22 protein-coding genes are annotated in these 25,629 nt (G+C 60.8%); 13 read left to right on the top strand and 9 right to left on the bottom strand.

The window, feature by feature from the left end; translation table 11 throughout:
• The first annotated feature begins 132 nt into the window (after positions 1–132).
• The 3 genes from ATI02_RS06945 to ATI02_RS06935 all read left to right on the top strand — a co-directional run bounded on the left by ATI02_RS06945 (position 133) and on the right by ATI02_RS06935 (position 3,469).
• Positions 133–2,079 (top strand): DNA topoisomerase III, encoded by a 1,947-nt coding sequence (locus ATI02_RS06945; protein WP_100845841.1) that lies wholly within the window; start codon positions 133–135, stop codon positions 2,077–2,079.
• A gap of 46 nt (positions 2,080–2,125) precedes the next feature.
• Entirely contained in the window at positions 2,126–2,629 is a 504-nt protein-coding gene (locus tag ATI02_RS06940) for a GNAT family N-acetyltransferase (RefSeq protein ID WP_095187593.1), read from the top strand.
• A gap of 510 nt (positions 2,630–3,139) precedes the next feature.
• The gene (locus tag ATI02_RS06935) at positions 3,140–3,469 is read left to right on the top strand and encodes a hypothetical protein (RefSeq protein ID WP_095187592.1); all 330 of its coding nucleotides are present in this window, start codon (positions 3,140–3,142) and stop codon (positions 3,467–3,469) included.
• Positions 3,470–3,533: 64 nt separating this feature from the next.
• On the opposite strand, the gene cynR is transcribed toward ATI02_RS06935, so the two are convergent.
• Entirely contained in the window at positions 3,534–4,418 is an 885-nt protein-coding gene (cynR, locus tag ATI02_RS06930) for a transcriptional regulator CynR (RefSeq protein ID WP_095187591.1), read from the bottom strand.
• A 120-nt stretch (positions 4,419–4,538) separates the two neighbouring features.
• Between cynR and cynS the strand changes: the two genes are divergently transcribed.
• Both cynS and ATI02_RS06920 read left to right on the top strand, forming a co-directional pair.
• Positions 4,539–5,006, top strand: a complete 468-nt coding sequence (gene cynS, locus ATI02_RS06925) for a cyanase (RefSeq protein WP_095187590.1) — start codon at positions 4,539–4,541, stop codon at positions 5,004–5,006.
• Positions 5,007–5,064: 58 nt separating this feature from the next.
• Positions 5,065–5,724, top strand: coding sequence for a carbonic anhydrase (locus ATI02_RS06920; RefSeq protein ID WP_100845840.1), 660 nt, complete (start codon positions 5,065–5,067; stop codon positions 5,722–5,724).
• A gap of 51 nt (positions 5,725–5,775) precedes the next feature.
• On the opposite strand, the gene ATI02_RS06915 is transcribed toward ATI02_RS06920, so the two are convergent.
• The 3 genes from ATI02_RS06915 to ATI02_RS06900 all read right to left on the bottom strand — a co-directional run bounded on the left by ATI02_RS06915 (position 5,776) and on the right by ATI02_RS06900 (position 10,111).
• Positions 5,776–7,278, bottom strand: a complete 1,503-nt coding sequence (locus ATI02_RS06915; protein WP_100845839.1) for an aldehyde dehydrogenase family protein — start codon at positions 7,276–7,278, stop codon at positions 5,776–5,778.
• Positions 7,279–7,479: 201 nt separating this feature from the next.
• Positions 7,480–8,388, bottom strand: coding sequence for a glutaminase B (gene glsB, locus ATI02_RS06905; RefSeq protein WP_100845838.1), 909 nt, complete (start codon positions 8,386–8,388; stop codon positions 7,480–7,482).
• Between the two features lie 106 nt (positions 8,389–8,494).
• On the bottom strand, positions 8,495–10,111 hold the full coding sequence (locus ATI02_RS06900; RefSeq protein ID WP_100845837.1) for a L,D-transpeptidase family protein: 1,617 nt from the start codon (positions 10,109–10,111) through the stop codon (positions 8,495–8,497).
• Positions 10,112–10,261: 150 nt separating this feature from the next.
• Between ATI02_RS06900 and ATI02_RS06895 the strand changes: the two genes are divergently transcribed.
• Positions 10,262–10,975: a murein L,D-transpeptidase catalytic domain family protein gene (locus tag ATI02_RS06895; RefSeq protein ID WP_095187585.1), complete on the top strand. Its 714-nt coding sequence runs from the start codon at positions 10,262–10,264 to the stop codon at positions 10,973–10,975.
• 152 nt (positions 10,976–11,127) lie between these two features.
• Here the strand turns inward: ATI02_RS06895 and ATI02_RS06890 are convergent, their stop codons facing one another.
• The gene (locus ATI02_RS06890) at positions 11,128–12,540 is read right to left on the bottom strand and encodes an MFS transporter (protein WP_100845836.1); all 1,413 of its coding nucleotides are present in this window, start codon (positions 12,538–12,540) and stop codon (positions 11,128–11,130) included.
• A gap of 103 nt (positions 12,541–12,643) precedes the next feature.
• Here ATI02_RS06890 and ATI02_RS06885 point away from each other — a divergent pair, with 103 nt between their 5' ends.
• Entirely contained in the window at positions 12,644–13,531 is an 888-nt protein-coding gene (locus tag ATI02_RS06885; RefSeq protein ID WP_095187583.1) for a LysR family transcriptional regulator, read from the top strand.
• On the opposite strand, the gene ATI02_RS06880 is transcribed toward ATI02_RS06885, so the two are convergent.
• Complete coding sequence (locus tag ATI02_RS06880) at positions 13,528–14,148, bottom strand: cell wall hydrolase (RefSeq protein ID WP_100845835.1); 621 nt, start codon at positions 14,146–14,148, stop codon at positions 13,528–13,530. The two genes, ATI02_RS06885 and ATI02_RS06880, sit on opposite strands and share 4 nt — an antisense overlap.
• A 199-nt stretch (positions 14,149–14,347) precedes the next feature.
• Here ATI02_RS06880 and ATI02_RS06875 point away from each other — a divergent pair, with 199 nt between their 5' ends.
• Complete coding sequence (locus ATI02_RS06875; protein ID WP_100845834.1) at positions 14,348–15,199, top strand: CAP domain-containing protein; 852 nt, start codon at positions 14,348–14,350, stop codon at positions 15,197–15,199.
• Positions 15,200–16,001: 802 nt separating this feature from the next.
• Here the strand turns inward: ATI02_RS06875 and ATI02_RS06870 are convergent.
• Entirely contained in the window at positions 16,002–16,460 is a 459-nt protein-coding gene (locus tag ATI02_RS06870; RefSeq protein WP_095187580.1) for an REP-associated tyrosine transposase, read from the bottom strand.
• Positions 16,461–17,275: 815 nt separating this feature from the next.
• Here ATI02_RS06870 and moaA point away from each other — a divergent pair.
• From moaA to ATI02_RS06845, 5 genes are all read left to right on the top strand, one after another.
• Positions 17,276–18,274: a GTP 3',8-cyclase MoaA gene (moaA, locus tag ATI02_RS06865; protein ID WP_100845833.1), complete on the top strand. Its 999-nt coding sequence runs from the start codon at positions 17,276–17,278 to the stop codon at positions 18,272–18,274.
• Between the two features lie 35 nt (positions 18,275–18,309).
• On the top strand, positions 18,310–19,209 hold the full coding sequence (locus ATI02_RS06860) for a bestrophin family protein (RefSeq protein ID WP_100845832.1): 900 nt from the start codon (positions 18,310–18,312) through the stop codon (positions 19,207–19,209).
• A gap of 92 nt (positions 19,210–19,301) precedes the next feature.
• On the top strand, positions 19,302–20,645 hold the full coding sequence (gene chrA / locus ATI02_RS06855) for a chromate efflux transporter (RefSeq protein ID WP_100845831.1): 1,344 nt from the start codon (positions 19,302–19,304) through the stop codon (positions 20,643–20,645).
• A gap of 419 nt (positions 20,646–21,064) precedes the next feature.
• Entirely contained in the window at positions 21,065–22,429 is a 1,365-nt protein-coding gene (locus ATI02_RS06850; protein ID WP_100845830.1) for a glutamine synthetase family protein, read from the top strand.
• 146 nt (positions 22,430–22,575) lie between these two features.
• Positions 22,576–23,859, top strand: coding sequence for an NAD(P)/FAD-dependent oxidoreductase (locus tag ATI02_RS06845; RefSeq protein WP_100845829.1), 1,284 nt, complete (start codon positions 22,576–22,578; stop codon positions 23,857–23,859).
• Positions 23,860–23,962: 103 nt separating this feature from the next.
• Here ATI02_RS06845 and ATI02_RS06840 read toward each other — a convergent pair whose 3' ends face one another.
• Positions 23,963–24,748 carry a DeoR/GlpR family DNA-binding transcription regulator gene (locus ATI02_RS06840; protein ID WP_095187574.1) on the bottom strand — a complete coding sequence of 262 codons (786 nt, stop codon included), beginning with the start codon at positions 24,746–24,748 and terminating at the stop codon, positions 23,963–23,965.
• Positions 24,749–25,001: 253 nt separating this feature from the next.
• Complete coding sequence (locus ATI02_RS06835) at positions 25,002–25,520, bottom strand: transporter suffix domain-containing protein (RefSeq protein WP_100848435.1); 519 nt, start codon at positions 25,518–25,520, stop codon at positions 25,002–25,004.
• Positions 25,521–25,629: the final 109 nt, after the last annotated feature.

Below are 25,629 nucleotides of genomic sequence, written 5' to 3'. Positions count from 1 at the left end.
CGGCCACGTCCCCGGAATACCCGTCATGAGCGGCAACGTTTTATCTGTATATCCATACAGATAAAAGTTGCCCCTGACGCCAAGTCCGGCCATTCTGTGCACCTGTTCCGACCTTGATCGATGATGGTGGTTATGCGGCTGTACCTCTGTGAAAAACCTTCCCAGGCCAAAGACATTGCGGCTGTGCTCGGCGCCAGACGCCGGGGCGACGGCTGCTGGCTGGGAACGGACGTCACGGTGACCTGGTGCATCGGCCACTTGCTGGAAACCGCGCCGCCGGATGCCTACGACGCACGCTACAAGCGCTGGGTACTGGCGGATCTGCCGATCATTCCGGACAAATGGAAAATGACCGTCAAACCGCGCACCGCCAGCCAGTACAAAGCCGTCAAACGCCTGCTCGGCGAGGCCAGCGAACTGATCATCGCCACCGACGCCGACCGTGAGGGCGAGATGATCGCCCGGGAACTGGTCGAGCACTGCCGCTATCGCGGGCCGATTCGCCGCTTGTGGCTGTCCGCCCTGGACGAGGCCTCGATTCGCAAGGCCTTGGCCGCGCTGAAACCGGGTGCTGAGACGTTCAGCCTGTATCACTCGGCATTGGGTCGATCCCGGGCGGACTGGCTGATCGGCATGAACATGAGTCGCCTGTTCACCCTGCTCGGTCGTCAGTCGGGTTATCAGGGTGTGTTGCCGGTCGGTCGGGTGCAGACGCCGACATTACGGCTGGTGGTGGATCGTGATCGCAGCATCGCCGACTTCGTGCCAGTGCCGTTTTGGGCGATCGATGTGGAGTTGTTGCACAACGGCACGCCGTTTACCGCGCAGTGGCGAGCGCCGCCGGATGTCTGCGACGATCAGGATCGCTGTTTGAATCAGGCCTTGGCGCAACAGGCTGCTGCCGCTATCAGCAACGCCGCCAGCGCCCGCGTGGTAAAACTGCGCACCGAGCGCATGCGCGAAGTGGCGCCCCTGCCCTTCGACCTCGGCACCTTGCAGGAAGTCTGCTCGAAGAAACTCGGCCTCGGCGCGCAGGAAACCCTCGACATCGCCCAGGCGCTCTACGAAACCTACAAGGTCATCACCTACCCGCGCAGCGATTGCGGTTTCCTGCCGCTGAGTCAGCACAGTGAGGCGCCGGCCATTCTCGCGGCGTTGCGCCAAGCCGACCCGAGCCTCGACGCGCTGCAGGGCTTTCTCGAACCGCAGCGCAAATCCCGGGCGTGGAACGACGCCAAGGTCAGCGCGCACCACGGCATCATCCCCACCGCAGCGGCAAAGAACCTTGAACGCCTGAGCGGCAAGCACCGTGCGGTTTACACGTTGATTCGCGCGCGGTATCTGGCGCAGTTCCTGCCCAATCACGAATACGATCGCACTCAGGCCGATTTCGATTGCGCCGCTGAAGCGTTGCGCGCGGTCGGCAAGCAGATCATCGAACCGGGCTGGAAGCGTGCCTTGCCCGAGGCACTGGCACCGGCCAAAGGCCGTGAAGCCCCCGCGCCGCAAACCTTGCCGGCACTTGGTCAAGGCGTCGAGTGCGCCGTCGCCGCTGTGAAGCTCAAGGATCTGTGGACGCAACCACCCAAGCCCTACACCGAAGGCGATCTGATCAAGGCGATGAAAAACGTCGCCAAGCTGGTGGAAGATCCGCTGCTCAAACAGAAGCTCAAGGACACCACCGGCATCGGCACCGAAGCCACCCGCGCATCGATCATCCAAGGCTTGCTGGATCGTGGTTATCTGGTGAAAAACGGCAAGGCCCTGGCCGCCACACCCGCCGCGTTCAGCCTGATCGACGCCGTACCGCGAGCGATTGCCGACCCCGGCACCACGGCAATCTGGGAGCAGGCGCTGGACATGGTGCAAAGCGGCGAGATGAGCCTGGAAGAATTCGTCACCAAACAAGCGGCGTGGATGAGCAAACAGGTGACCCGCTGCTCGGGCTTGAGCCTGACCATCAGCGGCCCGCCACCTGCCGGCAAGGCTGGCGCGCCGTGGAAGAAGAAACGCAAATCAACGCGGAGCAAAACCGCCGGCACCACCAAACGTGCCGCGAAACCCGCAGCCAAAAAGTAATACACGCTACTGTTTCTGAAAGGTCGTTACTTCAGGAAGCCAAAGCATGCCTAACGTCGAACTGCACCCCGCCCAGCGCGACGAACTGCAAACCATCGAAAATCTAATGCAGTTCTACATGTACGACTTCAGCGAATGGCTGCCGCTGAAGTTTGCCGACCATGGCTTCTTCAGCATCCAGTGGAAGGACGACTACTGGCGCCACCCAACCACCAGACCGTTCCTGATCCACGTCGACAACCAACTTGCCGGCTTCGTGACCGTAGACAACGACACCCACATCGCTGGCGCCGAACACAACATCGGCTATTTCTTTCTGGCTCGACGTTTTCGTGGCCAAGGCGTCGCGCAGTTTGTCGTCTCTGCCCTCTTGAGCCGAATCCCCGGTCAGTGGCAGATTTTCCATATCGATGCCAACCGGCCTGCGCAGCGCTTCTGGGCGCGGCTGATCCCGCATTTGAGCGGTGGCGAATTCACCTCAGAGCAGCGGGAAGTGGACGGTTATCGGTCTACGTTCTATGTCCTGCGCAGCCCCTTTTCCGTCATCTGAACGGATCCTTTCTCATTCCAGAACAGCTTTGTCCGACAATATGTAGTGACCAAAAATAATCACTACAAAACCGTTGACGGCGTCGTTTGGCTTTTGCATGATGAAGACGTTCCCCGATCGGGAAAATCGGTAACACGCTTGAGCAAACTCGTCTGACCGCCGAGTTGTTTTTTCCGGATACACGCTGCCCACAAGGCAGATTGAAGAAGCTGACCTGGCCTGAACGTCCAGTACAAGGACGAGAAGCGCTGGCGAAAATTCTCAAGACGCTTGTGGTCGACACTGAAAACGTCGCCAAGGAGCCTCCCGGTTTTCGCTGCTTCTCCTCGTTGTGACGCTATTGCGTAGCAGTTATTCAACACGACTACATGCAACAGATGCATGACCCCGTACTTCACACGGGCGAGCGCTGACGTCCTGGTTTCGGTGCCAGGGATCAACTAACCGATGGGCTACCTGTATTAGCGAATCAACTTTGAAAGATCACCAGACTGGTCAAGGGGCAATATCATGAATCTGAACAATCAACCGACTATCGAAGAACTGGCTCGTATGTTCGCTGCGCAAAAAGACAGCCACGACAGCCATATCCTGTGGATCAGCAAGTCGGGCCAGGTGCATATCGACTGCCTGGCACCCCACGCAGGTGAAGAAGAATTCGACCGCAACAACCAGAACCTGCTGGCCCGCCTGAAGATGTACCGCCGCGGCCACGGTTATGTCGGCAAGAAAGCCGCGGCCGATAAAGACTTCATCGCTAATGTGCTGCAGACGCTGAAACAGGTGTGGGACTCGATGCAGAACAAAAATGAAGTTCGGGTGATTGATCGGTTCTGCTGATTTATAACTTCAATAATTGAAAGGGCCTGCTCCCCAATGGAAGCAGGCCCTTTTTTACTATCACCTACACGGGGGAAGGTGTTTCGAGGACGAGGTCGATGAACGCCAGCGCCGCCGCACTGTGATAATTGTTCTTGCGTCGCAACAACGCCGCACCCCGCTGCGGTGCTTCACTCTCGACCCGCAACCTGCGCAACGCCCGGTCTTCAGTCGCAATCGCCTCCGGCAACATCGTCGCCATCGGCGCACACCGCACCACCTCCAGCAACGTACTCACCGAGTTCACCTCAATCCGCACATTGGGCGTAATCGCCTGCTGACGGAAATACTCGTCCACCGATAACCGTGTGATGAAGTCCGGCGCCAACAACGCGAAATCCATCTGTGCCAGCGCCTCCAGTTTCAGTACAGCGGTGCTGTCGTACAGCGGATGCTCGCGCCCCACCATGAGTCCCAATGTCTCGACAAACGCCGGAATGCACTCGATGTCCGGGCTGCGCACCGGGGTGAAGGCAATGGCGACGTCCAGCGAGTCTTCCGCCAGCCCAGCTTCAATGTCATCCATCGACAACTCGAAAATCTGCAGATGAATCCCCGGAAACCGCGCCGTGTAGTCGCGCACCAACGGCCCGACAAGATAGGCCATGAAGGTCGGCGTCATGGCCAGACGCAAGGTGCCACGGGACAGATCCTTGACGTCATGCAAGGCACGCTTGCCCGCCTCCAGTTCCACCAGCACCCGCCGCGCACATTCGATATAGGCCTCACCGGCATCCGTCGGTTTAACCGTACGAGAGGTGCGATCAAACAGAATCACACCGAGGGTTTCTTCCAGTTGGCGAATCTGTTGCGACAGGGTCGGCTGCGATACATGCAGCGCCTCGGCCGCACGAGTGAAGCCGCCGTGATCGGCCACGGCCAGCAAGTAACGCAAATGTCGTAGCAACATACAAAAACCATCTATAGGCAGGACTTATGCGAAGCATTGTATATGGGTCTTGGACGCTATGGGTCAAACGGCAGAAGATGAACCCCACACAGCAAGCCAACCCCTGAAAGGAGTGACACCATGCAACAGTCCCACGCCTACAGCGACACCAGCCTGGCCCTGACCACCCGCATTCTCGACGCCAAGGCAGGCAAAAACCTGTCGTGGCAGGATCTGGCCGACGGCACCGGCCTCAGCCTGGCCTTCGTCACCGCCGCCCTGCTCGGCCAGCACCCACTGCCGGAAAACGCCGCCCAAGTGGTCGGCGACAAGCTTGAACTGGACGCTGCCGACGTCGCCGCCCTGCAAATCATCCCGCTGCGCGGCAGCCTCAGCGGCGTGCCGACCGACCCGACCATCTACCGCTTCCACGAGATGATCCAGATCTACGGCACCACCCTTAAGGCGCTGGTTCACGAGCAGTTCGGCGACGGCATCATCAGCGCGATCAACTTCAAGCTGGACATCAAAAAAGTCGAAGACCCGGAAGGCGGCTCTCGCGCCGTGGTCACCCTCGACGGCAAATTCCTGCCCCTGCGTCCGTTCTGATCTGCCCGGCCCGCACCCCGTGTGCGGGCCAACCGATCACCATGAAGAGGACCTGCACATGAAAGCCCTGATCGATGGTTTCCTGAAATTCCAGAACGAAGCCTTTCCACAACGCACCGAACTGTTCAAACACCTGGCGACCACCCAACAGCCCGGCACCTTGTTCATCACCTGTTCCGACAGCCGTGTAGTGCCGGAACTGCTGACCCAGCAAGAACCCGGCGAACTGTTCGTGATCCGCAACGCCGGCAATATCGTGCCGTCCTACAGCCCGCATCCGGGCGGGGTTTCAGCGACGGTGGAGTATGCGGTGGCGGTGCTTGGCGTGACCGACATTGTCATCTGCGGCCATTCCGATTGCGGCGCGATGACGGCGATTGCGAAGTGCAAGTGCATGGATCACCTGCCCGCCGTCAGCGGCTGGCTGCAACATGCCGAGTCGGCAAAAGTGGTAAACGAAGCGCGGCCGCATGCCAATGACGCGGCGAAACTGAGTTCGATGGTGCGCGAAAACGTGATCGCGCAACTGGCGAATATCCAGACCCATCCGAGTGTGCGTCTGGCCCAGGAGAAAGGCCTGCTGAACCTGCATGGCTGGGTGTACGACATCGAGACCGGCTCGATTGATGCGCTGTCTTCGGACCGCCGCACCTTTGTGCCGCTGGCCGAGCAACCGGCGACTTGTGCCATCCACGCGCAAACTACCCACGCGGCCTGAGCAAGTGATCGTTCCCACGCTGGAGCGTGGGAACGATCATTGTCCGCCGGATCAGCGTTTTACGCGAAGATCCACCTGAGTCATCCGGCTACGAACCGTGAACACCCCGTCCCCCGAAAGAATCGCACTGCGCGCAAACAACCGCCCACTTTCCCAGTTCGAAAGCCCCAACTCTGGCTTGTTCAGCGCGTACTGCCCATCGACCCAGCGGGTAATGCCATTGCCCACGAACGGCGCGTTGACCGCGCGATAAAAGCGCTCTTGCGCCGCAGCATCTTCGCTGATCAGCGACACGGTGAATTGCGGGCTGTAACGATTGAACAGCGCAATCGCCTGATCCAGATCGTCGACAATCATCAGGCTGACTTCCGGGGTTTCTTCCCACTCCCACTCGCGGCCCAACTCGGATTGTGCCAACGGTTCGGCCAGTGCTTCGGTCTGATAACCCTCGGCGCGATAGACTTCGACTGTCGCGGCTTGCCATTCAGTCGGCAGGCAACTTTCGCTGCCCTCGACAATGTGCAATTTGCAGCCCTGACCACGTGCAGTGCCGGCCTGTTGCAGCGCGTCGAGAAACAGCGGCACCAGTTCGGCTGCGCGTTCGCGCTGAATCAGGCAGACGTTCAGGGTGTTGCAGACCTTGCGATCCAGCGAGTTGCGCACCACCGCCGCAAAGCGTTTGGCGTCAGCCTCACGATCGGCGATCAACCAGGCACCACCGGTGCCATGCAGGCTGACCGCAGTTCCTGCCTGCTGGGCAATGCTGCCCAATTGACTGACTGCCCGGCCTGAGCCGCGAGCCACCGCCAGCGACAGACGCCGATCGGCAAACATCGCCCAACCGGCGGCGTGATTGATGCTCTCCACCAGCGAGACAGCACCCACCGGCAGACCGGCCGCTGCCAGCGCCGGGTTCAAGGCGTGGGTGACGATGGCTTGCGCCGTGCCCAACGCATCGCTACCAATGCGCAGCACCGCTGTGTTGCCGGTGCGCAATACACCGGCGGCGTCAGCAAACACATTCGGTCGCCCCTCGAAAACAAACGCGACGATGCCCAACGGCGAGACCACTTGCTCGACTTTCCAGCCGTCGTGCTCAACGCTGCTGATGACTTTGCCACGCGTCGGTGCGGCATCACGCCAGGCGCGCAGGCCGGCAATCATGTCGCGGCGCATGCGCTCGTCGGCGAGCAAGCGCGTAGTCGAACGCCCGCGAGCCTTGGCCCGCTCGATGTCGGCGAGGTTGGCGGCTTCGATCTGCGCCCAGCAATCCGGGGCCTCGAGACGCTGCGCGAACAGATCGAAGAACTGGCTGATCGCCGCATCGGGCACCGCCGACAGCGCGGTGAACGCCGCTGCCGCTCGTTCGATCGCCACCGCAGCAGCCTGTTGATCGGCCACGGGAATCAGCAACAGCTCACCACTCACCTGCTCGACCAACAGGTGGTCGCCGGGTCGAAAACGCTCGGCCAGTTCGGGGCTGACCACGGTCACGCGGTTACCAGCGAAAGGGATCGGCGTGCCAGCGACTAGACGTTCGAGTGCAAGAGACATGAAGCGGATTCACCATGCAGAGGGCGGTCGGAAAATGTATAGGATTCTTCGCTGAAATACACCTTGCGCAAACACCACTGTCCCTGTGGGAGCTGGCTTGCCAGCGATGAGGCCGGCACATTGAAAATTGATGTTGCCTGATCCGCCGCCATCGCTGGCAAGCCAGCTCCCACAGGGTTTTGCAGTGTTGGTCTGGTCGGGTCAGAACACCGACCAGCCAATCCGCGAACTGAGCATCTCCAGCGCCGCCATCCCCGCCAGCGAATTACCCGCAGCATTGAGCTCCGGCGACCACACGCACACCGTGAACTGTCCCGGCACCACTGCGACGATCCCGCCGCCGACCCCGCTTTTGCCCGGCAGACCGACGCGGTAAGCGAAGTTGCCCGCCTCGTCATACAGGCCGCTGGTGGCCATGATCGAGTTGACTTGCTGGGTCTGGCGGCGCGTGAGGATCTGTTCGCCGCTGTGCTTGCAGAAACCGTCGTTGGCCAGGAAGCAGAAGGCTCGCGCCAGATCGATGCAGTTCATGCGCAGGGCACAATGGCTGAAATAACTGCGCAGCACCGACTCGACGTCGTTGTGGAAGTTGCCGAACGATTGCATCAGGTAGGCCATCGCCGCGTTGCGCGCACGGTGCTGGTATTCGGAGTCGGCGACCTTGGCGTCGATCATGACCTGCGGATTACCCGACAGGCGCCGGACGAAATCACGCATCGACAGGGTCGGTGCGGCGAAGCGCGACTGGTTGATGTCGCAGATCACCAGCGCGCCGGCGTTGATGAACGGATTGCGGGGGCGACCGCGCTCGAATTCCAGTTGCACCAGCGAGTTGAACGGCTGACCCGACGGCTCATGGCCCAGGCGTTCCCAGATCGCCTCGCCAGAATGATCGATGGCCTGCACCAGGCTGAACACCTTGGAAATACTCTGCACCGAGAACGGCGTTTCGGCATCGCCGGCACAATACATTTCGCCGTCGTTGCCATACACGGCGATGCCCAGTTGATTGGCCGGCACGGTGCCGAGGGCGGGAATGTAGTCAGCCACTTTGCCCTGCCCGATGAGGGGCCGGACAGCGTCAAGGATCTCGTTCAACAGCGTTTGCATGCCGGGTTCCGAAGTCTCGCCCCATGGGATCGCGGGGACACTGGGGCTAGACGCTGCGCAGCGCGGTTGAATCACACAGGCCTGCCGGGTTTCAGAGGCCCTTGGATTAATGTATCCCGTCGAGCCCCACCAGCAACGCGCTGTCGCGGCTGTAGATGTCCGGCGCATAGCGCACATGCCCCATGCTGTCGACCTGTGCGGTCCAGTAGGTCATGAGGATCGGCACCGGCGCAGCCAGGCGGAATTCATGGGTGCTGCCGGTGGCGAGCAAGGTGTCGGTACGGGCCTTTTCCGCCGGACTCAACAGCAAGTCACGCAACTGCATCGGGTGTTCGACGCGCACACAACCGGAGCTGAACGCCCGCGGCCCCTTGTCGAACAGCGCCTTGCTTGGCGTGTCATGCAGGTACACCGAGAACGGGTTGGGGAACCGGATCACCATCTGCCCCAGCGGGTTGCGCGGCCCGGCTTCCTGACGCAACAGGATGTTGCCGGGGTTGTCCCAGTCGATATCCGCCGCCGCCAAGGGTTGCCCGTTGGCGTCGAGCACTTGCAGGTTCTGGCGGCTAAGGAAGGTCTGGTCCTTGCGTATCGCCGGCAGTTTGTCTTCTTTCCAGATGGTCGGCGGCACCGTCCAGGTCGGGTTCAGGGTCAAACGCGTGACCCGCGACTTGAGCAGCGGGGTCTGACGTTCAGCACGGCCGACCTGCGTACGCGTCTGCCAGACCGGCACACCAGCCCGATAGAGCGTCAATTCGGCAGCGGCGACATTGACCAGCAAACCGTCGGGTTCCATGTCCTGAGCCAGCCAGCGTAACCGCTCAAGATTGACCCGCAGCTGCTCGCGACGGGTCAGCGGGCTGATGTTGAGTTCGGCAATCGTGCCGGGGCCGACCACGCCATCGGCCTGCAACGAGTGATTGGTCTGAAAGCTTTTCACCGCCTCGACCAACACATCGTCATAGGCGTTGTCCGGCGTGTCGACCGCATGGGTCAGATAACCTTCACTGTACAGACGCTGAGCCAGTTCCGGCACACGTTTGTCTTCCATCGCCGGGCGCAACAGCGGCCCGTTGGCGACAGCTAGCCACTGCGGCAAGGTTTGCTGGCGCTGGCTGGCGTAAAGGTGACGCAGGCTCTGGTACTGCGCCAGACGCGGGCGCGCCAGATCGAACGCGGCCTTGATGTCGTGCATCCCCGGCACGGCAATCGCCAGCAATTCGGCTTGACGGTCACGCGGGGTGTCGTCGGCATGCCACAGCGGTTCGAAGTGCGACTGCAACAGCCGACCGTAATGCAGATCCTGCAGGGCTTGCAGATAGGAGCGGCTGATGTCGATATCGGCGCACAATTCGCCGTCCTGCGGTGGGTTCAGCGCCACCGGGTAGCGTTTCGGGTTCAGCCCATCGTCGGCCAACAGCTGCAATTGCGCCTGCAAGGCCGGCAACCGTGCGGTCTCGCTGGCCCACACTGGCAGCCAGTCCTGCTGCTGATAGAACGCCTGCAGTTGCCCCAGCGCCTGCCCATTCAGATGCGCGGCAATCGCCGGACACGCCTGCGACAGACCAATCAGCACGGCCTGCAACGGACTTTGCGGCTCCACCGGCATTGGCGCCGCTGGCGTCGGCAACGCCTGCAACGGCGGCAGCGGTTCATCGGCACAAGCGACAAACGGCGCAGCGAGCAAACAAATGCTCAAGTAGCATGCGTACTTTTTGAACAACTGCTTTACTCCAATCCATGGCCATCTAGATGATGGCCAACCTTACATCAGGTGCGCTGAACAGTCAGGCTCGATACACGGGCTTGCAGGTTACGACTGGGAGTCAGGAGCCAAAGTGCCAAATAGGTAGCCAGTGAGGACACTTTTTAAATGTTGACGTTTGTGCGCCGACTTTTGCTGAGCACCGCGACCCTTGTCGTTGTGAGCAGCCCAGCTTTCGCTGCCGGCAAGCCATCGCCGGTTCTCTTCACCAGCCTCGCGCACGCCGCGCCAGAACTCAATCCCCAGGCGCTGAAAGGTGCCCTGAGCGCGATGCAGTGTGCGGTCAACAACGGTGCGAAGCCGTCGCGCCATTTGGCGATCATCGATTATTCGCAACCGTCCACTGAGCGCCGACTGTGGATCTTCGACCTGAACCGGAAAAAACTGGTGCTGCGCGACCTCGTCGCCCACGGCTCCAACTCCGGGGAAAACTTCGCCACGCAGTTTTCCAATGTCGAAGGCAGTTATCAGTCCAGCCTCGGCTTGTTCCGTACTCAGGAAAGCTACAGCGGCACCCACGGTTATTCGCTGCGCATGGACGGTCTGGAACCGGGCTTCAATGACCTGGCCCGTGACCGCGCCATCGTGATCCACGCCGCCGATTATGTGAACCCGTTGTGGAGCAAGCGTCAGGGCCGTATCGGCCGCAGCCAGGGTTGCCCGGCTGTTCGCCCGCAGATCGCCAGACAGGTGATCGATAAACTCAAGAACGGTCAGTTCATGTTTTCGTGGTACCCGGACCAGCGCTGGCTGAAGAAGTCGCCGTATCTCAACTGCCAGCCGCAACAGGTGGCGAGCATCATCAGTACCCACGCCAGCTAACGAATCACCGCAATCCCCGTGTAGGAGCTGCCGAAGGCTCGGGCCGCGATCGGACGATCTTTTGACCCTGCTTTTTTAAGATCAAAAGATCGCAGCGTGCCGCAGCTCCTACAGGGATTTGTGGTGTCCATAATTTTTCGGCACAGGCAGTCTCAGTCACCGGATGCTTTGGCTGTCCCGACGCTTTCGCGAGCAGGCTCGCTCCTACAGGTGGTTTGGGTTCGGCTGATGATCAGCGCCATGATCATCAGCGCCGTGGCGACACCGAACGTGGCGTGCAAACCACTGCCGATGACGGCGGCCGGCGCCTCGGTCGGATCACCGGTGGCCACGGCAAACACCGCGCCCATCACCGCCGCGCCAGTGATCAATCCCAGGTTGCGCGCCAGTCCCAGCAGTGCCGAGACCACGCCGCGTTGGTCCTGGCTGACCCCGGCCATCAAACCGGTGTTGTTGCCAGCCTGGAACAATGCGTAACCGCTGGCAATCACCACCATCGGCAACACATAAGCAAACACTCCGAGACTCATCGGCAACAGCGCCAACAGACCGCAACCGCAGACCAGCCCCAGCAGCGCGCCCGGCACCACCCGCCGCGCACCGAAGCGATCCACCAGACGCCCGGCCGGTACCCCGCCGAGCGCGGCCAGCAGCGGCCCAACCGACAACACCAGGCCAACCATGGCGCCAGTCAGTCCCAACCCTCGGCTCAGGTAGAACGGCCCGACCACCAACGTGGTCATCATCACCGTGGTCACCAGCAACGTCAGGGCCAGACTGCCGCTCAGGCGCAGGTCGGCGAACAGTGACAAGCGCAGCAGCGGTGCCTTGGCCTTCTTCTCGACCATGATGAACAACCCCGCGCCGCACAGACTGCTCAGCAGCAACGCCAGCGTATAACCTTCGAGCGTCATCGCCAGCGCGTAGGCTGCCAGCGTCAGCACCAGCACGCCGCTGCCGAGATAATCAAACGCGACACGCGTGCTTGCGCTGCGATCCGCCGGCAGATAACGGTAAACCAGCCAGGCATTGAGCAGCCCCAATGGCACATTGAGCAGAAATATCGACTGCCAGCCGACATGCGCCATCAACAGCCCGCCCAGCGACGGCCCGAGGCTGGTGCCGGTGGCCGACATTGTTGCCAGCAAGCCCATCGCACTGCCCGCTCGCGTTTTGGGCACGGCATCGGCCACCAGCGCCACGGTCAACGCAAACATGATTGCCGCACCGAGGCCTTGCACTGCCCGCGCACCGATCAACCAACCGAGTCCCGGCGCCAGCGCGCAGGCCAGAGAAGCGCTGGTAAAGATGCCGATACCGATTAACAGCAGGCGCCGACGCCCCAAGGCATCCCCCAGACGCCCGACGCTGACAATCAACGTGGTGATCGTCAGCAGGTAAGCCAGAACGATCCACTGCACCTGTTGAAACGTCGCATCAAACGCCGCTGCCAGTGTCGGCAACCCGGCGTTGGCGATGCTGGTGTCCAGCGACGGCATCAACATCGACAGCGCCAGGCTGGTCAGCGCCCAGCGCGCGGTAGTGCTCAGGGGTTCTCGCGGCATGGGCTACTCACAATGCAAAGGTCATGCGCCGTAGCCTGAGCCTCGACAATACAAGGCGCAAGACGCATGCTTTGCACTCAATACCTGCACGGAACGCCATGCCATGCCTGCACCGGATCTGAACCTGCTGATCACCCTCGACGTGCTGCTGCGTGAAGGCAGCGTCGCCCGCGCCGCCAAATGTCTGCAGTTGAGCCCCTCGGCGATGAGCCGCGCCCTGGCCCGTCTGCGCGAAACGACTGGAGATCCGCTGCTGGTGCGTGCAGGTCGTGGCCTGGTGCCGACGCCCCGAGCGCTGGAATTGCGCGAACGGGTCAGCCATCTGGTGCAGGAAGTCGAGGCGGTTTTGCGTCCTGCCGAAGTACTGGATCCGGGGCAGTTGCAACGCACGTTCACCTTGCGCAACACCGACGGTTTTGTCGAAACCTTCGCCGCCGCCCTGCTCGCCCGGGTCGCAACAGAGGCGCCTGGCGTGCGCCTGCGTTTTGTACAGAAGGCCGACAAGGACAGCACACCGCTGCGCGAAGGTCGGGTGGATCTGGAGACCGGTGTGGTCGACGACAGCACCGATCCGACGCTGCACAGCCGCATCCTGTTTCTGGATCACTGGATCGGTGTGGTACGTGAGGGGCATTCCTTGAGTTCGGGCAAGATCAGCGCCAAGCGCTTTGCCGGCGGCGAGCACATTCTCATTTCACGACGCGGACGCAGCAGCGGCCCGGTCGACGAAGCGTTGATGGCCTTGGGCATGACGCGGGACATCGTCACCTCATTCGGCGGATTTTCGGCGGCGCTGACGCTGGTCCGTGAGTCAGACCTGATTGCCACCGTGCCGGAACGTCACACCAGCAAACTGCGCAGCGGCCTGCACAGTTTCGCCCTGCCTTTCGAGATGCCGCCAATCAGCGTGTCCATGCTCTGGCATCCGCGCATGGACGCCGACCCGGCGCACCGCTGGTTACGCAACTGCGTGCGGGAAGTCTGCGCTTAACGCGCATCCCCACCGGCAGGTTTGTAGAAGAGGAATTTTTTCGTTTCGGCGGTTTTGCGGTATTCCTTCGCCCAGCTCGGGTGGACATTGCGGTCGTGGAAATACAGCGCACCTTGGGTGCGATCCTTGAGCTGACGGTTCAGCGCCTTGCCGGCAACTTCCTTGGCCAAGGCGTATTCGGCATCTTCCTTGACCTGATCGGGACGCCCGTCGCACCACCAGGAAAACTGGCAGCTTTTGGTTTCCGAACCCTGTTTGACCACTGCACAAACGGTGTCGGGAAAACCTTCATGGCCGAGGCGATTCATCACCACGCTGGCCACGGCTTCCATCTCCGGGGTGTCCTTGCCTTTGGCTTCCCAGTAGATACTGCGCGCCAGACAAGTGATCGGATCGTCCAGCGGCGCGGCACCGGCGGGGTCAACCGCCTGCACTTCGGTCGGGGTGATCGCTTCGGATTTCGGCGCTGGTGCAGCGCTGACTTTATCGGCGGCTTTCTCTTCCAGCACTTGGGCTTTTTCTTCGGCCTTGGCCTTGATCGGCGCTTGATCGGTAGCCCATGCAGCGCCAGCCAAAAGGGTTAATGCGAAACAGCCAGCCAACCACTTCAATCCCATGTCAGTTCTTCCGGCAGAGCCCGATTCGGGCAACGTGTTACGTAGGGGAGACGCCCGGTTTCCGGGGTCTTGACTGAGTGTAGACGGCAAAATTACGCGCAGCGTTCCGTAGAAAAAACTGTGCGAGGAAGAAAAAGACATTGCACCCACCGGGGGCGTTTCGCGCATCATGGGCGCATTGCGCCCAAGGGAGATTTCCATGCGTTTCATGCCATCTGTTTTGCGCTTTGCCGCGTTGTCTGTGGGCGTTGCGTTTGCCGCCTCGGCCATGGCCAGCGACGAGTCGCAACTGATCGAGTCCATCAACAAGTACCGCAGCGAACCGCAACGCTGCGGCAGCCAGGCCTCCAGCGAACTGCCGCCGCTGTCGGCCGATCCGCGACTGCGGCTGCCGGCCAGTGGGGCTGTCAATTTGCAGCAAGCCATGGCCAGTGCCAGTTACCCGATGGTTAACGTGCAGGCAATCACCCTCAACGGCCCGCGCGATGCGGCGTCGGCGATGCAGGCGATTCAGGAGAGTTTCTGTCAGGTGGTGCTCGATCCGCAGTTCGTCGACGTCGGCGTCAGCCGCGCTGATCGCGACTGGCGCATCGTGCTGGCGCGCCCCCTGCTGTCGGCCAGGCTTGGCGATGCGCAAAGTGAAGGGCAGAAATTGCTTGAGCAACTCAATGCCGCTCGCAGCCAGCCACGCCAGTGCGGTGGCCAGGCCTTCGCTGCTGCCGCACCGCTGGCCTGGAACGCGACGCTGGGCACGGTCGCCCAGGATCACAGCCGTGACATGGCCAACAAAAACTACCTCGACCACAAGGACCGCGACGGCCGCACCCCCGGCGACCGCGCCGAACTGGCAGGGTACAGCGGCCAACTGGTCGGTGAAAACATCGCCGCCGGTCAGGACACCGTGGGCAAAGTCATCGATGGCTGGCTCGCCAGCCCCGGCCACTGCGCCAACCTGATGAACCCGCAATACAAGGAACTGGGCGCCGCTTACGCGACCGACCCGAAAAGCGATGCGGGGATTTACTGGACTGCGATGTTTGGTGCTCAGTAAATAAGCCCCAGAAGCACCGGCGATCATAGGAGGGAGTGGGCTTGCTCACGAACAGGCAGGCACATTCAACATCGCTGTTGCCTGACCTGATGCCTTCGCGAGCAAGCCCGCTCCCACATGGGAATGACGGTGGGGACGAGATTTGTGTCTGGCCACAGTCAGGGTGGAAGTGGGCTTGCTCACGAAGGGGGCAGGCACATTCAACATCGCTGTTGCCTGACCTGACGCCTTCGCGAGCAAGCCCGCTCCCACATGGGAATGATGGTAAGGACGAGATTTGTGTCTGGCCACAGTCAGGGTGGGAGTGGGCTTGCTCACGAAGGGGCGGCACATTCAACATCGATGTTGCCTGACCTGACGCCTTCGCGAGCAAGCCCGCTCCCACTAGGGAATGACGGTGGGGACGAGATTTGTGTCTGGCCACAGTCAGGGTGGAAGTGGGCTTGCTCACGAAGGGGGCGGCACATTCAACATCGGTGTTGCCTGACCTGACGCCTTCGCGAGCAAGCCCGCTCCCACTAGGGAATGACGGTGGGGACGAGAGTTGTGTCTGGCCACAGCCAGGGTGGGAGTGGGCTTGCTCACGAAGGGGGCGGCACATTCAACATCTGTGTTGCCTGACCTGACGCCTTCGCGAGCAAGCCCGCTCCCACATGGGAATGATGGTAAGGACGAGATTTGTGTCTGGCCACAGTCCGAGTGGGAGTGGGCTTGCTCACGAAGGGGGCGGCACATTCAACATCGGTGTTGCCTGACCTGATGCCTTCGCGAGCAAGCCGGTTCGATTGCAGGTGACCAAAGATCACACCCAAATCGCATCCCATAAGGGATAGTCACCAAGTTTTTCCACCAGGCCTGCCCTCAAGGGGTTGGCTACTACATATCGGGCCAGCTTCACCAGATCTTCCTCTCGCCGCAGTGCATGGTCATGGAAGCTTTGCTGCCAAAGGCTTCCTGTTCGTCCGCTCATCTGGTTGATTGACCGGGTGCTCAAGGACTTGGCCTGGCACATCAATTGGCCCAGCGTTCCTTTTTGCAACTGGATCAGCCAGTGGAAATGATCGGGCATGACAACCCATGCCAATGTGTCGGCGAATCCCTCCTCCTGTGCTTGCTTAAACTGATGCACGACCAACCGGCCGAGTCTGTAATCCTTGAATACCGGTTCCCGCCCCACAGTATTGGCGGTTAGAAGATAAATGCGGTTGTCCTCGCTATGTCGGCCGGTTCGCAGGCGATGTGATGAAAAGCGTTCGGGCATTCCTTTGCCTTCTTCATGGTTGAGTCCAGGAAAAGGCTAGATCAGCGACCACAATGCGCAGGAGTTGTTTATTGGCAGAATGTGTCTGCGCCACAGAACGAATGTGGGAGTGGGCTTGCTCACGAAGGGGGCGGCACATTCAACATCGGTGTTGCCTGACCTGATGCCTTCGCGAGCAAGCCCGCTCCCACATGGGAATGACGGTGGGGACGAGAGTTGTGTCTGACCACAGTCAGAGTGGGAGTGGGCTTGCTCACGAAGGGGGCGGCACATTCAACATCGGTGTTGCCTGACCTGACGCCTTCGCGAGCAAGCCCGCTCCCACTAGGGAATGACGGTGGGGACGAGATTTGTGTCTGGCCACAGTCAGAGTGGGAGTGGGCTTGCTCACGAAGGGGGCGGCACATTCAACATCGGTGTTGCCTGACCTGACGCCTTCGCGAGCAGGCCCGCTCCCACTAGGGAATGACGGTGGAAACGAGATTTGTGTCTGACTACATTGACCTGATGCCTTTGACAATTTTCAGCTTCAAAAAAGTAGTCATTTCACTTGCCGGGGGAAGTATATGAGCCGATACCAATTATTGTCCGATCGCTATCTGAAACCCCATTATCGAAAGCACCTACCACCGATTAAAACCCTTTGAATGCAGACACTTGCAAAGATGGAAAGGCATTGATCCGCTAAAAACACTTGATCATCGACCCTATCAATCAGCCATTCATTAATAGTGATTGGACGCTTGCCAAAGTTGCCCATACCCTGCATCCACTCCCTCCGTTAAATGCGGACTTTTCACTCCTGCGAGGCTGTCATGTCAGAGCGCGTCTTGATCGATGGCTTCAACCGCCGCGTTGACTACCTGCGCATGTCGGTGACCGATCGTTGCGATTTTCGCTGCGTGTATTGCATGGCTGAGGACATGCAGTTTCTGCCGCGCCAGCAAGTGCTGACGCTGGAAGAAATCTATCAATTGGCGCAAAGCTTCGTCGCGCTGGGCACGCGCAAGATTCGCCTCACCGGCGGCGAGCCGCTGATCCGTCCCGGCGTGGTGCAACTGTGCGAGCAGATCGCCGCCCTGCCCGGCCTGCGCGAGTTGTGCCTGACCACCAACGGCTCACAGCTGGGCAAATTGGCCGCCCCGTTATTCAACGCGGGGGTCAAACGCCTCAACATCAGCCTCGACAGCCTCGACCCCGAGCGCTTCAAACAGATGACCCGCAACGGCGATCTGGCGCAGGTCATCGAGGGCATCGATGCCGCGCGCAAGGCCGGTTTCACGCGCACCAAACTCAACTGCGTGGTGATGCAGGGCCGCAATGATCAAGAGATCAATGATCTGGTGAGTTTTGCCATCGACCGCCAGCTCGACATCTCTTTCATCGAAGAAATGCCGCTGGGGATCATCAGTGAGCACAGCCGCGCCGAATCGTTTTTCTCCAGCGCGCAGGTGCGGGAAAAGATCGCCGAGCGCTACACCCTGATCGACTCCGCCGAATCGACCCAAGGCCCGTCGCGCTACTGGCGGCTGGCCGAAGCGCCGCAGATTCGCCTGGGTTTTATCTCCCCGCACAGCCACAATTTCTGCGGCACCTGCAACCGGGTGCGGCTGACCGTCGAAGGTCGCCTGCTACTGTGTCTGGGTAACGAGCATTCGCTGGACCTGAAAGCGGTGCTGCGCGCCCATCCGGGGCAGCCGCAACGTTTGGACAAAGCCATCATCGAAGCGATGAAGCTCAAGCCCTACAGGCATAACTTTGAAGTGAACGACGACGTACAGGTCGTGCGATTCATGAACATGACCGGCGGTTGAACCGTCACATCCTCGCGTAATCGAGATCGCCCAGCATGATCATCAGACCCAAGGTCAGTCAGTTCGCCATCCTGTTTACCCTCAAGGGTTCGATTGCCAAGCGAATCGCCCTGCGCACGCTGATGGTCACCTTGCTGGCGTCGGCCATCGTGCTGGTGGAAATCCTCCACCCCAGCAGCTTCACCAAGGTCAACGCCACGCCGTTCACGTTGCTGGGCTTGTCGCTGTCGATTTTCATGAGTTTTCGTAACAACGCCTGCTATGACCGCTGGTACGAAGCACGCAAGGCCTGGGGCGAAGTGATCGTGCATGTGCGCTCGATCATTCGCGAAACCCGGATTCTCAGCGAGTCGGATCAACGCCCGCCGCTGCTGCTCAACCTGGTCGGCTTCGCCCACGCCCTCAACGCGCGGCTGCGGCGTGAGGACGAAGCGGCGGCCAGCAGTGCGTGGGTCACCCCGAAACCCGACGCCCAATTGCCGGACTACAGCGCACAGATCCTGCACCGGATCGGCGAACAATGCTCCGATCTGCAACAGGCCGGAGCACTGAGCGAATGGCGTTACATGCTGCTGGCCAATCACCTGACCAGCCTCACGCAGGCTCAAGCCGTGTGCGAGCGGATCAAGAATACGCCGCTGCCCTTCCCCTACACCTTGCTGCTGCACCGCACGATTTACCTGTTCTGCATCCTGTTGCCGTTCGCCATGGCCGAACCGCTGGGCTGGCTGACGCCCCTGTTCACCGCGATTGTCAGCTATACCTTTTTCGGTCTGGATGCGATTGCCGATGAGTTGGAAGATCCCTTCGGCCGCGATGAAAACGACCTGCCAACCGACGCCCTGGTGCGCACCATCGAGCGCGACATCCTGGCTGAACTGGGGGTTGCGCAACTGCCACCGACCATGATGCCCGTCGATTACGTCCTGAGTTGATCGGCCAGTCACAGCCTTGTCTGAGCGCTATTGGATTTAACAAAAGCCTGCTTAGATAGCGGCTCCGCCATGATTCGACTCAGGAGCCGCACTTGAGCACTACGCCAGAGGACCTTCCCCGCCCTGATCCCGTCACCCTGCGCCAGGCCTGGCGCTTCTGGCTCAAGCTCGGTTGCATCGGCTTCGGCGGCCCTGCCGGGCAAATCGCGATCATGCATCAGGAACTGGTGGAGCGCCGAAGCTGGATCTCCGAGCGGCGTTTTCTGCATGCCCTCAACTACTGCATGTTGCTGCCCGGCCCGGAAGCCCAGCAACTGGCGACGTACATCGGCTGGTTGTTGCATCGCACCTGGGGCGGTGTGATTGCGGGCGTGCTGTTTGTGCTGCCGTCGCTGTTCATCCTGATTGCATTGTCATGGGTGTATATCGCCTTCGGTGATGTGCCGGCCGTGGCCGGGGTGTTTTACGGGATCAAACCGGCGGTGACGGCGATTGTGCTGCACGCGGCCCATCGCATCGGCTCGCGGGCCTTGAAAAACGCCTGGTTATGGGCGATTGCCGGCGCCTCGTTCGTGGCGATTTTTGCCTTCAATGTGCCGTTCCCGCTGATCGTGCTTGGCGCCGCGCTGATCGGTTATCTCGGCGGGCGCCTGGCGCCGCTGCGGTTTGATAACGGCGGCCAGCGCAGCAGTGCAAAGTCTTTCGGCCCGGCGTTGATCGACGACGACACGCCGACACCCGACCACGCACGCTTCAGCCTGCCGAAGCTGTGGCGTCTGGCGCTGATCGGCGCGGCGCTGTGGTGCTTGCCCATGGCCTTGCTGACCGCGCTGTTCGGCTGGGACGGCACCTTCACCCAGATGGGCTGGTTCTTCACCAAAGCGGCGTTGCTCACCTTTGGCGGGGCTTATGCGGTGCTGCCTTACGTCTATCAGGGCACCGTCGGGCATTACGGCTGGCTCACGCCAACGCAGATGATCGACGGCCTGGCACTTGGCGAAACCACGCCGGGGCCGCTGATCATGGTGGTGGCGTTTGTCGGCTTCATTGGCGGTTATGTGCAACCTGCATTCGGCGCGGAGCATGCGTTCGCCGCTGGCGCCGTGGCGGCGACGCTGGTGACGTGGTTCACCTTTCTGCCTTCGTTTCTGTTCATCCTCGCCGGTGGGCCGTTGGTGGAATCGACCCACAACGAATTGAAGTTCACCGCACCACTGACAGCCATCACCGCAGCGGTGGTCGGGGTGATTCTCAACCTAGCGTGCTTCTTCGCTTATCACGTGTTCTGGCCGAGCGGTTTCGCCGGGCCGCCGGATGTTTTTTCGATAGCGTTGGCAGTTATGGCGGCGCTGGCGCTGTTCGTTTTCAAACGCGGCGTGATTGAAGTGTTGATCGTTTGCGCCCTTGTCGGGCTGGGCTTTCATCTGCTGCGCTGAATGCCGCGAGCGCGACCGATTCGGAATCAGTCGTTTACACGCCCGCAGATTGCCCCTTACTATCCGGGCACACCGGTCGGCGGGTCAGGCCCGCCACCGACGTTTTCCGCCAACGGAAACACGCGTTATGAGCACGTCACCACAACAACCAAAATCGTTGAACGTCTCTGCACTGCGCGCCCTCTGTCACAGGGGCCGCGTATGAATCGCATCGTCAATCTCCCCATGGCCCTGCGCCGCTCCAAGCTGCGTCACTCCGCACGCCCGCCGGATATCGCCCTGCCTGTCTGATCGCGTCCGTTAAAACACGCGACAGCCCCCTGCTTCTTGATATCCCTGCCAGGACGCATGCGCCTATTGCCGCGCTGCGTCCGGCCCGAATCTGCGCGCCTGTGCGGCGCCATCGTGAGTGATTGACCATGAAATTCGCAGCCATCGAAGACGCCCGCCTGTTCCTTGAACAGAACCCCGATATCGACATGATCGAGCTGTTCATCCTCGACGCCAACGGCGTGCCACGCGGCAAGCTGTTGCACCGTGAAGAACTGCTCGCCGTATATGAAAGCGGCCGCCCGCTGCCCAGCACCATTCTCGGTCTGACCGTTCAGGGTGAGGACGTGGAAAACTCCGGTCTGGTCTGGGATGTCGGCGACATCGACTGCCGCGCCTATCCATTGGAGGGCAGTCTGGTGCGCTTGCCGTGGCGGCAGATTCCGACTGCCGCCGTGCAGGTCAGCATGCACCCGACCGAGGGCCTGCCGGCGAGCATCGCCGACCCGCGCCATCTGCTGATCAAGGTGGTCGACGCGCTCAAAGCCGAAGGTTATCACCCGGTCATGGCCTGCGAGCTGGAGTTCTATCTACTCGACGCCAAACGCGATCACAACGGCCGTCCGCAACCGGCGCTGGATGCCGACGGCGGTCGACCGCGACACACCCAGGTCTACGGTTTACGTGAGCTGGAGCAGATTGAGCCGTTCCTCGCCGACCTCTACGGCGCCTGCAAACTGCACGGTATTCCGGCGCGCACGGCGATCTCGGAATACGCACCGGGTCAGGTAGAAATCACCCTCGAACACGGCGATGCACTGGAAGCGATGGATCAGGCGGTGCGCTACAAACGCTTGGTCAAAGCCGTGGCGCACAAGCACGGCATGCAAGCGACGTTCATGGCCAAGCCGTTCGATGATCTGGCGGGTACCGGCATGCACATGCACGTTAGCCTCGCCGACGCCGAAGGACGCAATCTGTTCGCTTCCGAGGATCCAGCTGGCACGCCGCTGCTGCGCACGGCAATTGGCGGCATGCTCGCGTCGTTGCTGGATACGCTGCTGCTGTTCTGCCCAAACGCTAATTCCTATCGTCGCTTCCAGGCCAACAGCTACGCGCCTTTGGCGCCGACCTGGGGCGTCGACAACCGCACCGTCAGCCTGCGCGTGCCGGGCGGTCCGGCCAACACCCGGCACATCGAACACCGCATCTGCGGCGCCGATGCCAACCCGTATCTGGCGGCGGCAGCGATCCTCGCCGGCATTCATCGGGGCATTCGTGAAGACCTTGATCCGGGCGCTCCGGTCGAGGGCAATGGTTATGCGCAGGCGAAGGAGTTGCTGCCGACGGATTGGCTGACGTCTTTGCAGGCACTGGAAAATTCAGCGTGGGCGCGCGATGCCTTGGGGCAGGAATTTCTGGGGGTGTATCTGGCGGTGAAGCGTGCCGAATACCGGCAGTTCATGGCTGAAGTGGGTGAGCAGGATTGGCGCTGGTATCTGACCGAAGCCTGAATATTCACATCTCCCCTGTGGGAGCGAGCCTGCTCGCGAAGGCGTCGTCACATTCAACATTTGGGTGACTGACGAACCGCTTTCGCGAGCAGGCTCGCTCCCACAAGGGACCGCGTACCGAACTCGAATTTTGTGTGGACACTGACATGACTGAACGCTGCAATTCCTACTACACCGCCACCCTCAACCAGGACACCGACTACCCGACGCTGCAAGGTCGGCACAAAGTCGATGTGGTGATCATCGGCGGCGGTTTCACTGGCGTCGCCACCGCCGTCGAACTCGCCGAAAAAGGCCTGAAAGTCGCCATCGTCGAGAGCAACAAAATCGGCTGGGGCGCTACCGGGCGCAATGGTGGCCAAGTCACCGGCAGCCTCTCCGGCGACGCTGCGATGCGCAAACAGATGCGCCCGAAACTGGGCGACGAGGTCGATGATTTCATCTGGCACCTGCGCTGGCGCGGGCACGAAATCATCAAACAGCGCGTCGAGAAATACGCTATCGCGTGCGACCTCAAACACGGTCACCTGCACGCAGCGTACAAACCGAGCCACATGACCGGTCTGCGCAGCGATTACGAAGAAGCCGTGCGACGCGGACTGGGTGATGACGTCAGCCTGCTCGACCGCAGCCAGGTGCGCGATCTGCTGCAAAGCGACCTCTACCACGGCGCCATCAAGAACACCCGTAACATGCATTTGCACCCGCTCAACCTGTGCATCGGCGAAGCGCGGGCGGCGGAAAGTCTCGGTGCGCTGATTTTTGAAAACAGCGAAGTGCTGGAGATCATTCACGGCGATACGCCTGGCGTGAGAACCGCTCACGGTCAGATCGATGCCAATCAGGTGATGCTGGCCGGTGACGTCTATCACAAACTCGAACCGGGGCAGCTCAAGGGCAAGATCTTCCCGGCCATGGGTGGCATCGTCACCACCGCGCCGCTGGGCGATCTGGCCAGACAAATCAACCCCGAGGATCTGGCGGTGTACGACTGCCGTTTCGTCCTCGATTACTACCGCCTCACCGCCGACGGCCGCTTGCTGTTCGGCGGCGGCGCCAACTACAGCGGCAAGGATTCACGCGACATCGCCGCCGAACTGCGCCCGTGCATCGAACAAACCTTCCCGGCGCTCAAAGGCGTGCAGATCGACTACCAGTGGAGCTGCGCGATGGGCATCGTCATCAACCGCATCCCGCAACTGGGCAAGCTCTCGGACAACGTCTGGTATTGCCAGGGCTACTCCGGGCATGGCATCGCCACCACGCACATCATGGGCGAAATCATGAGCCGGGCGATCACCGGGCAGATGGAGCAGTTCGATACGTTTGCAGCGTGCCCGCACATTCGCGTGCCGATGGGGGATTTGCTGGGTAACCCGTTGTTGGCGGCGGGGATGTGGTACTACCAGATGCTCGAAAAGTTGCGTTGATTGCACTGGCCCTTTCGCGAGCAGGCTCGCTCCCACATTTGAAATGCACTCCAATGTGGGAGCGAGCCTGCTCGCGAAGAGGCCGGCAGCATCAGTAAAAATCTCAATCCGGCAACTGCTCCACCTCAATCCCCAACCGCCGGTAATCCTCGACACTTCCCGACGCCAGATGTCGCTCGGTAATCAGCGTATGCACCCGCGTGCACGGCGTCACCACGAACGGCTCGACCGCGCCAAGCTTGTCCGCCGTGGTCACCGCGATCACCTGCGCAGCACTGTCGAACAGTGCCTGCTTCACTGGCACCTCATCGAAATACAGCGAACTCAGTCCCACTTCCGGATGAATCGCGCACACCCCGGTAAACAGCAGGTCAGCCTTGATGCTTTGCAGCAGACGCACCGTTTCGTGACCGCTGACCGACATGGTCGCCAGGTTCAACTGCCCGCCCGCCAGAATCACCTTGATGCCCTTGTATTCGGCGAGGGTGATGGCGGTCATCGGCGAGGTGGTCACCGCTGTGATGCGGATATCCGCTGGCAATGACCGCGCAATCTGCAACGTGGTGGTGCCGGAGTCGAACAGCACGATCTGGCCATCCTTCACCCGCCCGGCGGCGAGTTGCGCCAGGCGCGTCTTTACCTCATCGGTTTCACTGATGCGGGTGAAGTAGTCCTTGCCGGTGTCCTTCGGCCTTGGCAAGGCACCACCGTGTACCCGTTGCACCAGGCCGGCATTATCCAGTTCGGCGAGGTCGCGGCGGATGGTGTCTTCGGACACGGCGAAGTGCTGGCTCAACTCGGACGCCATGACCTTGCCGTCGCGTTCGAGGATCAGGAGGATTTTCTGCCGACGCAGGGATGGGAGTTCGGTAACCGAATGATCGTGCATGGTTATGCCTGTTTATGCTTGTAATTGCAGGTTTTCGCTGAGATTAGCCAAAGCCTCGGGCAAACACAAACAGGCAGGTATCAATTGTTTCGATCACTGGAATCAGCAAGGCGAATTTTTCCTTTGCATTCAGCCTGTTCAGAATGGCCCCACCCTCAACAGGCTCAGGATGACCACCTTATGAATCTCAATTTCGCGTTTGCTTGCATGATCGTCGTGTCGTTCGCGATTGCCTTGGGTCACGCCTGAGGCATCAAACCGACACCACCCGCGCGGTACGCACAAACAACGCATGCGCCTTCTCCCAGAAATTCCCGCCGAGCACAAAAAAGCTGCCAATAAACATCAGATCCCCAAGCAATTGCAGTTGCCACAGATTGGGCCTCAGCCCCGGCCAGAAGTTGTCGAAATACGGTTCCAGAAATGAGGTGAGCAACGGCAGGCAAAACATCACCACGCCCACCCGATGCCGCAGCGGCGAGACTTCCGCGACAGGCGTCGGCAGCATCCCCGAGACATGCCGGCCAATCGTGCGTTTGAGTTCAGCGAACCCGGCCTTGCCCATCACCGCGATGACCACCAGCAACAACACCTTGTTACTGATGAACAGCACGCCGGTCAGCGCCGCGACTTTCGAGCCGGGTACATCGAGGGCGGCGGCCAACGGCACCATCAGCCACGAGCCAAGCATCAGGCAGATGATCGCCACACCGACCTTGAAGCGCCAGGTGGCAGCGGGAGCCGGTGTCAGCGGATCTTGAGCAGTTTCCATGGTCTCGTACCTGTTTGGGTGGGGGCTGATGCCTGAAAAGCGTAGCAGCAGATTCGCCCGAACAATTTGCAATTCGCCGTCTATGCTCCACTGATATTTGCGGGTCAGG

It is taken from the genome of Pseudomonas baetica (assembly GCF_002813455.1).
Lineage (GTDB): Bacteria > Pseudomonadota > Gammaproteobacteria > Pseudomonadales > Pseudomonadaceae > Aquipseudomonas > Aquipseudomonas baetica.
The sequence above is the reverse complement of the archived record's forward strand: the minus strand, read 5'-3'. Positions and strand labels throughout refer to the sequence as shown.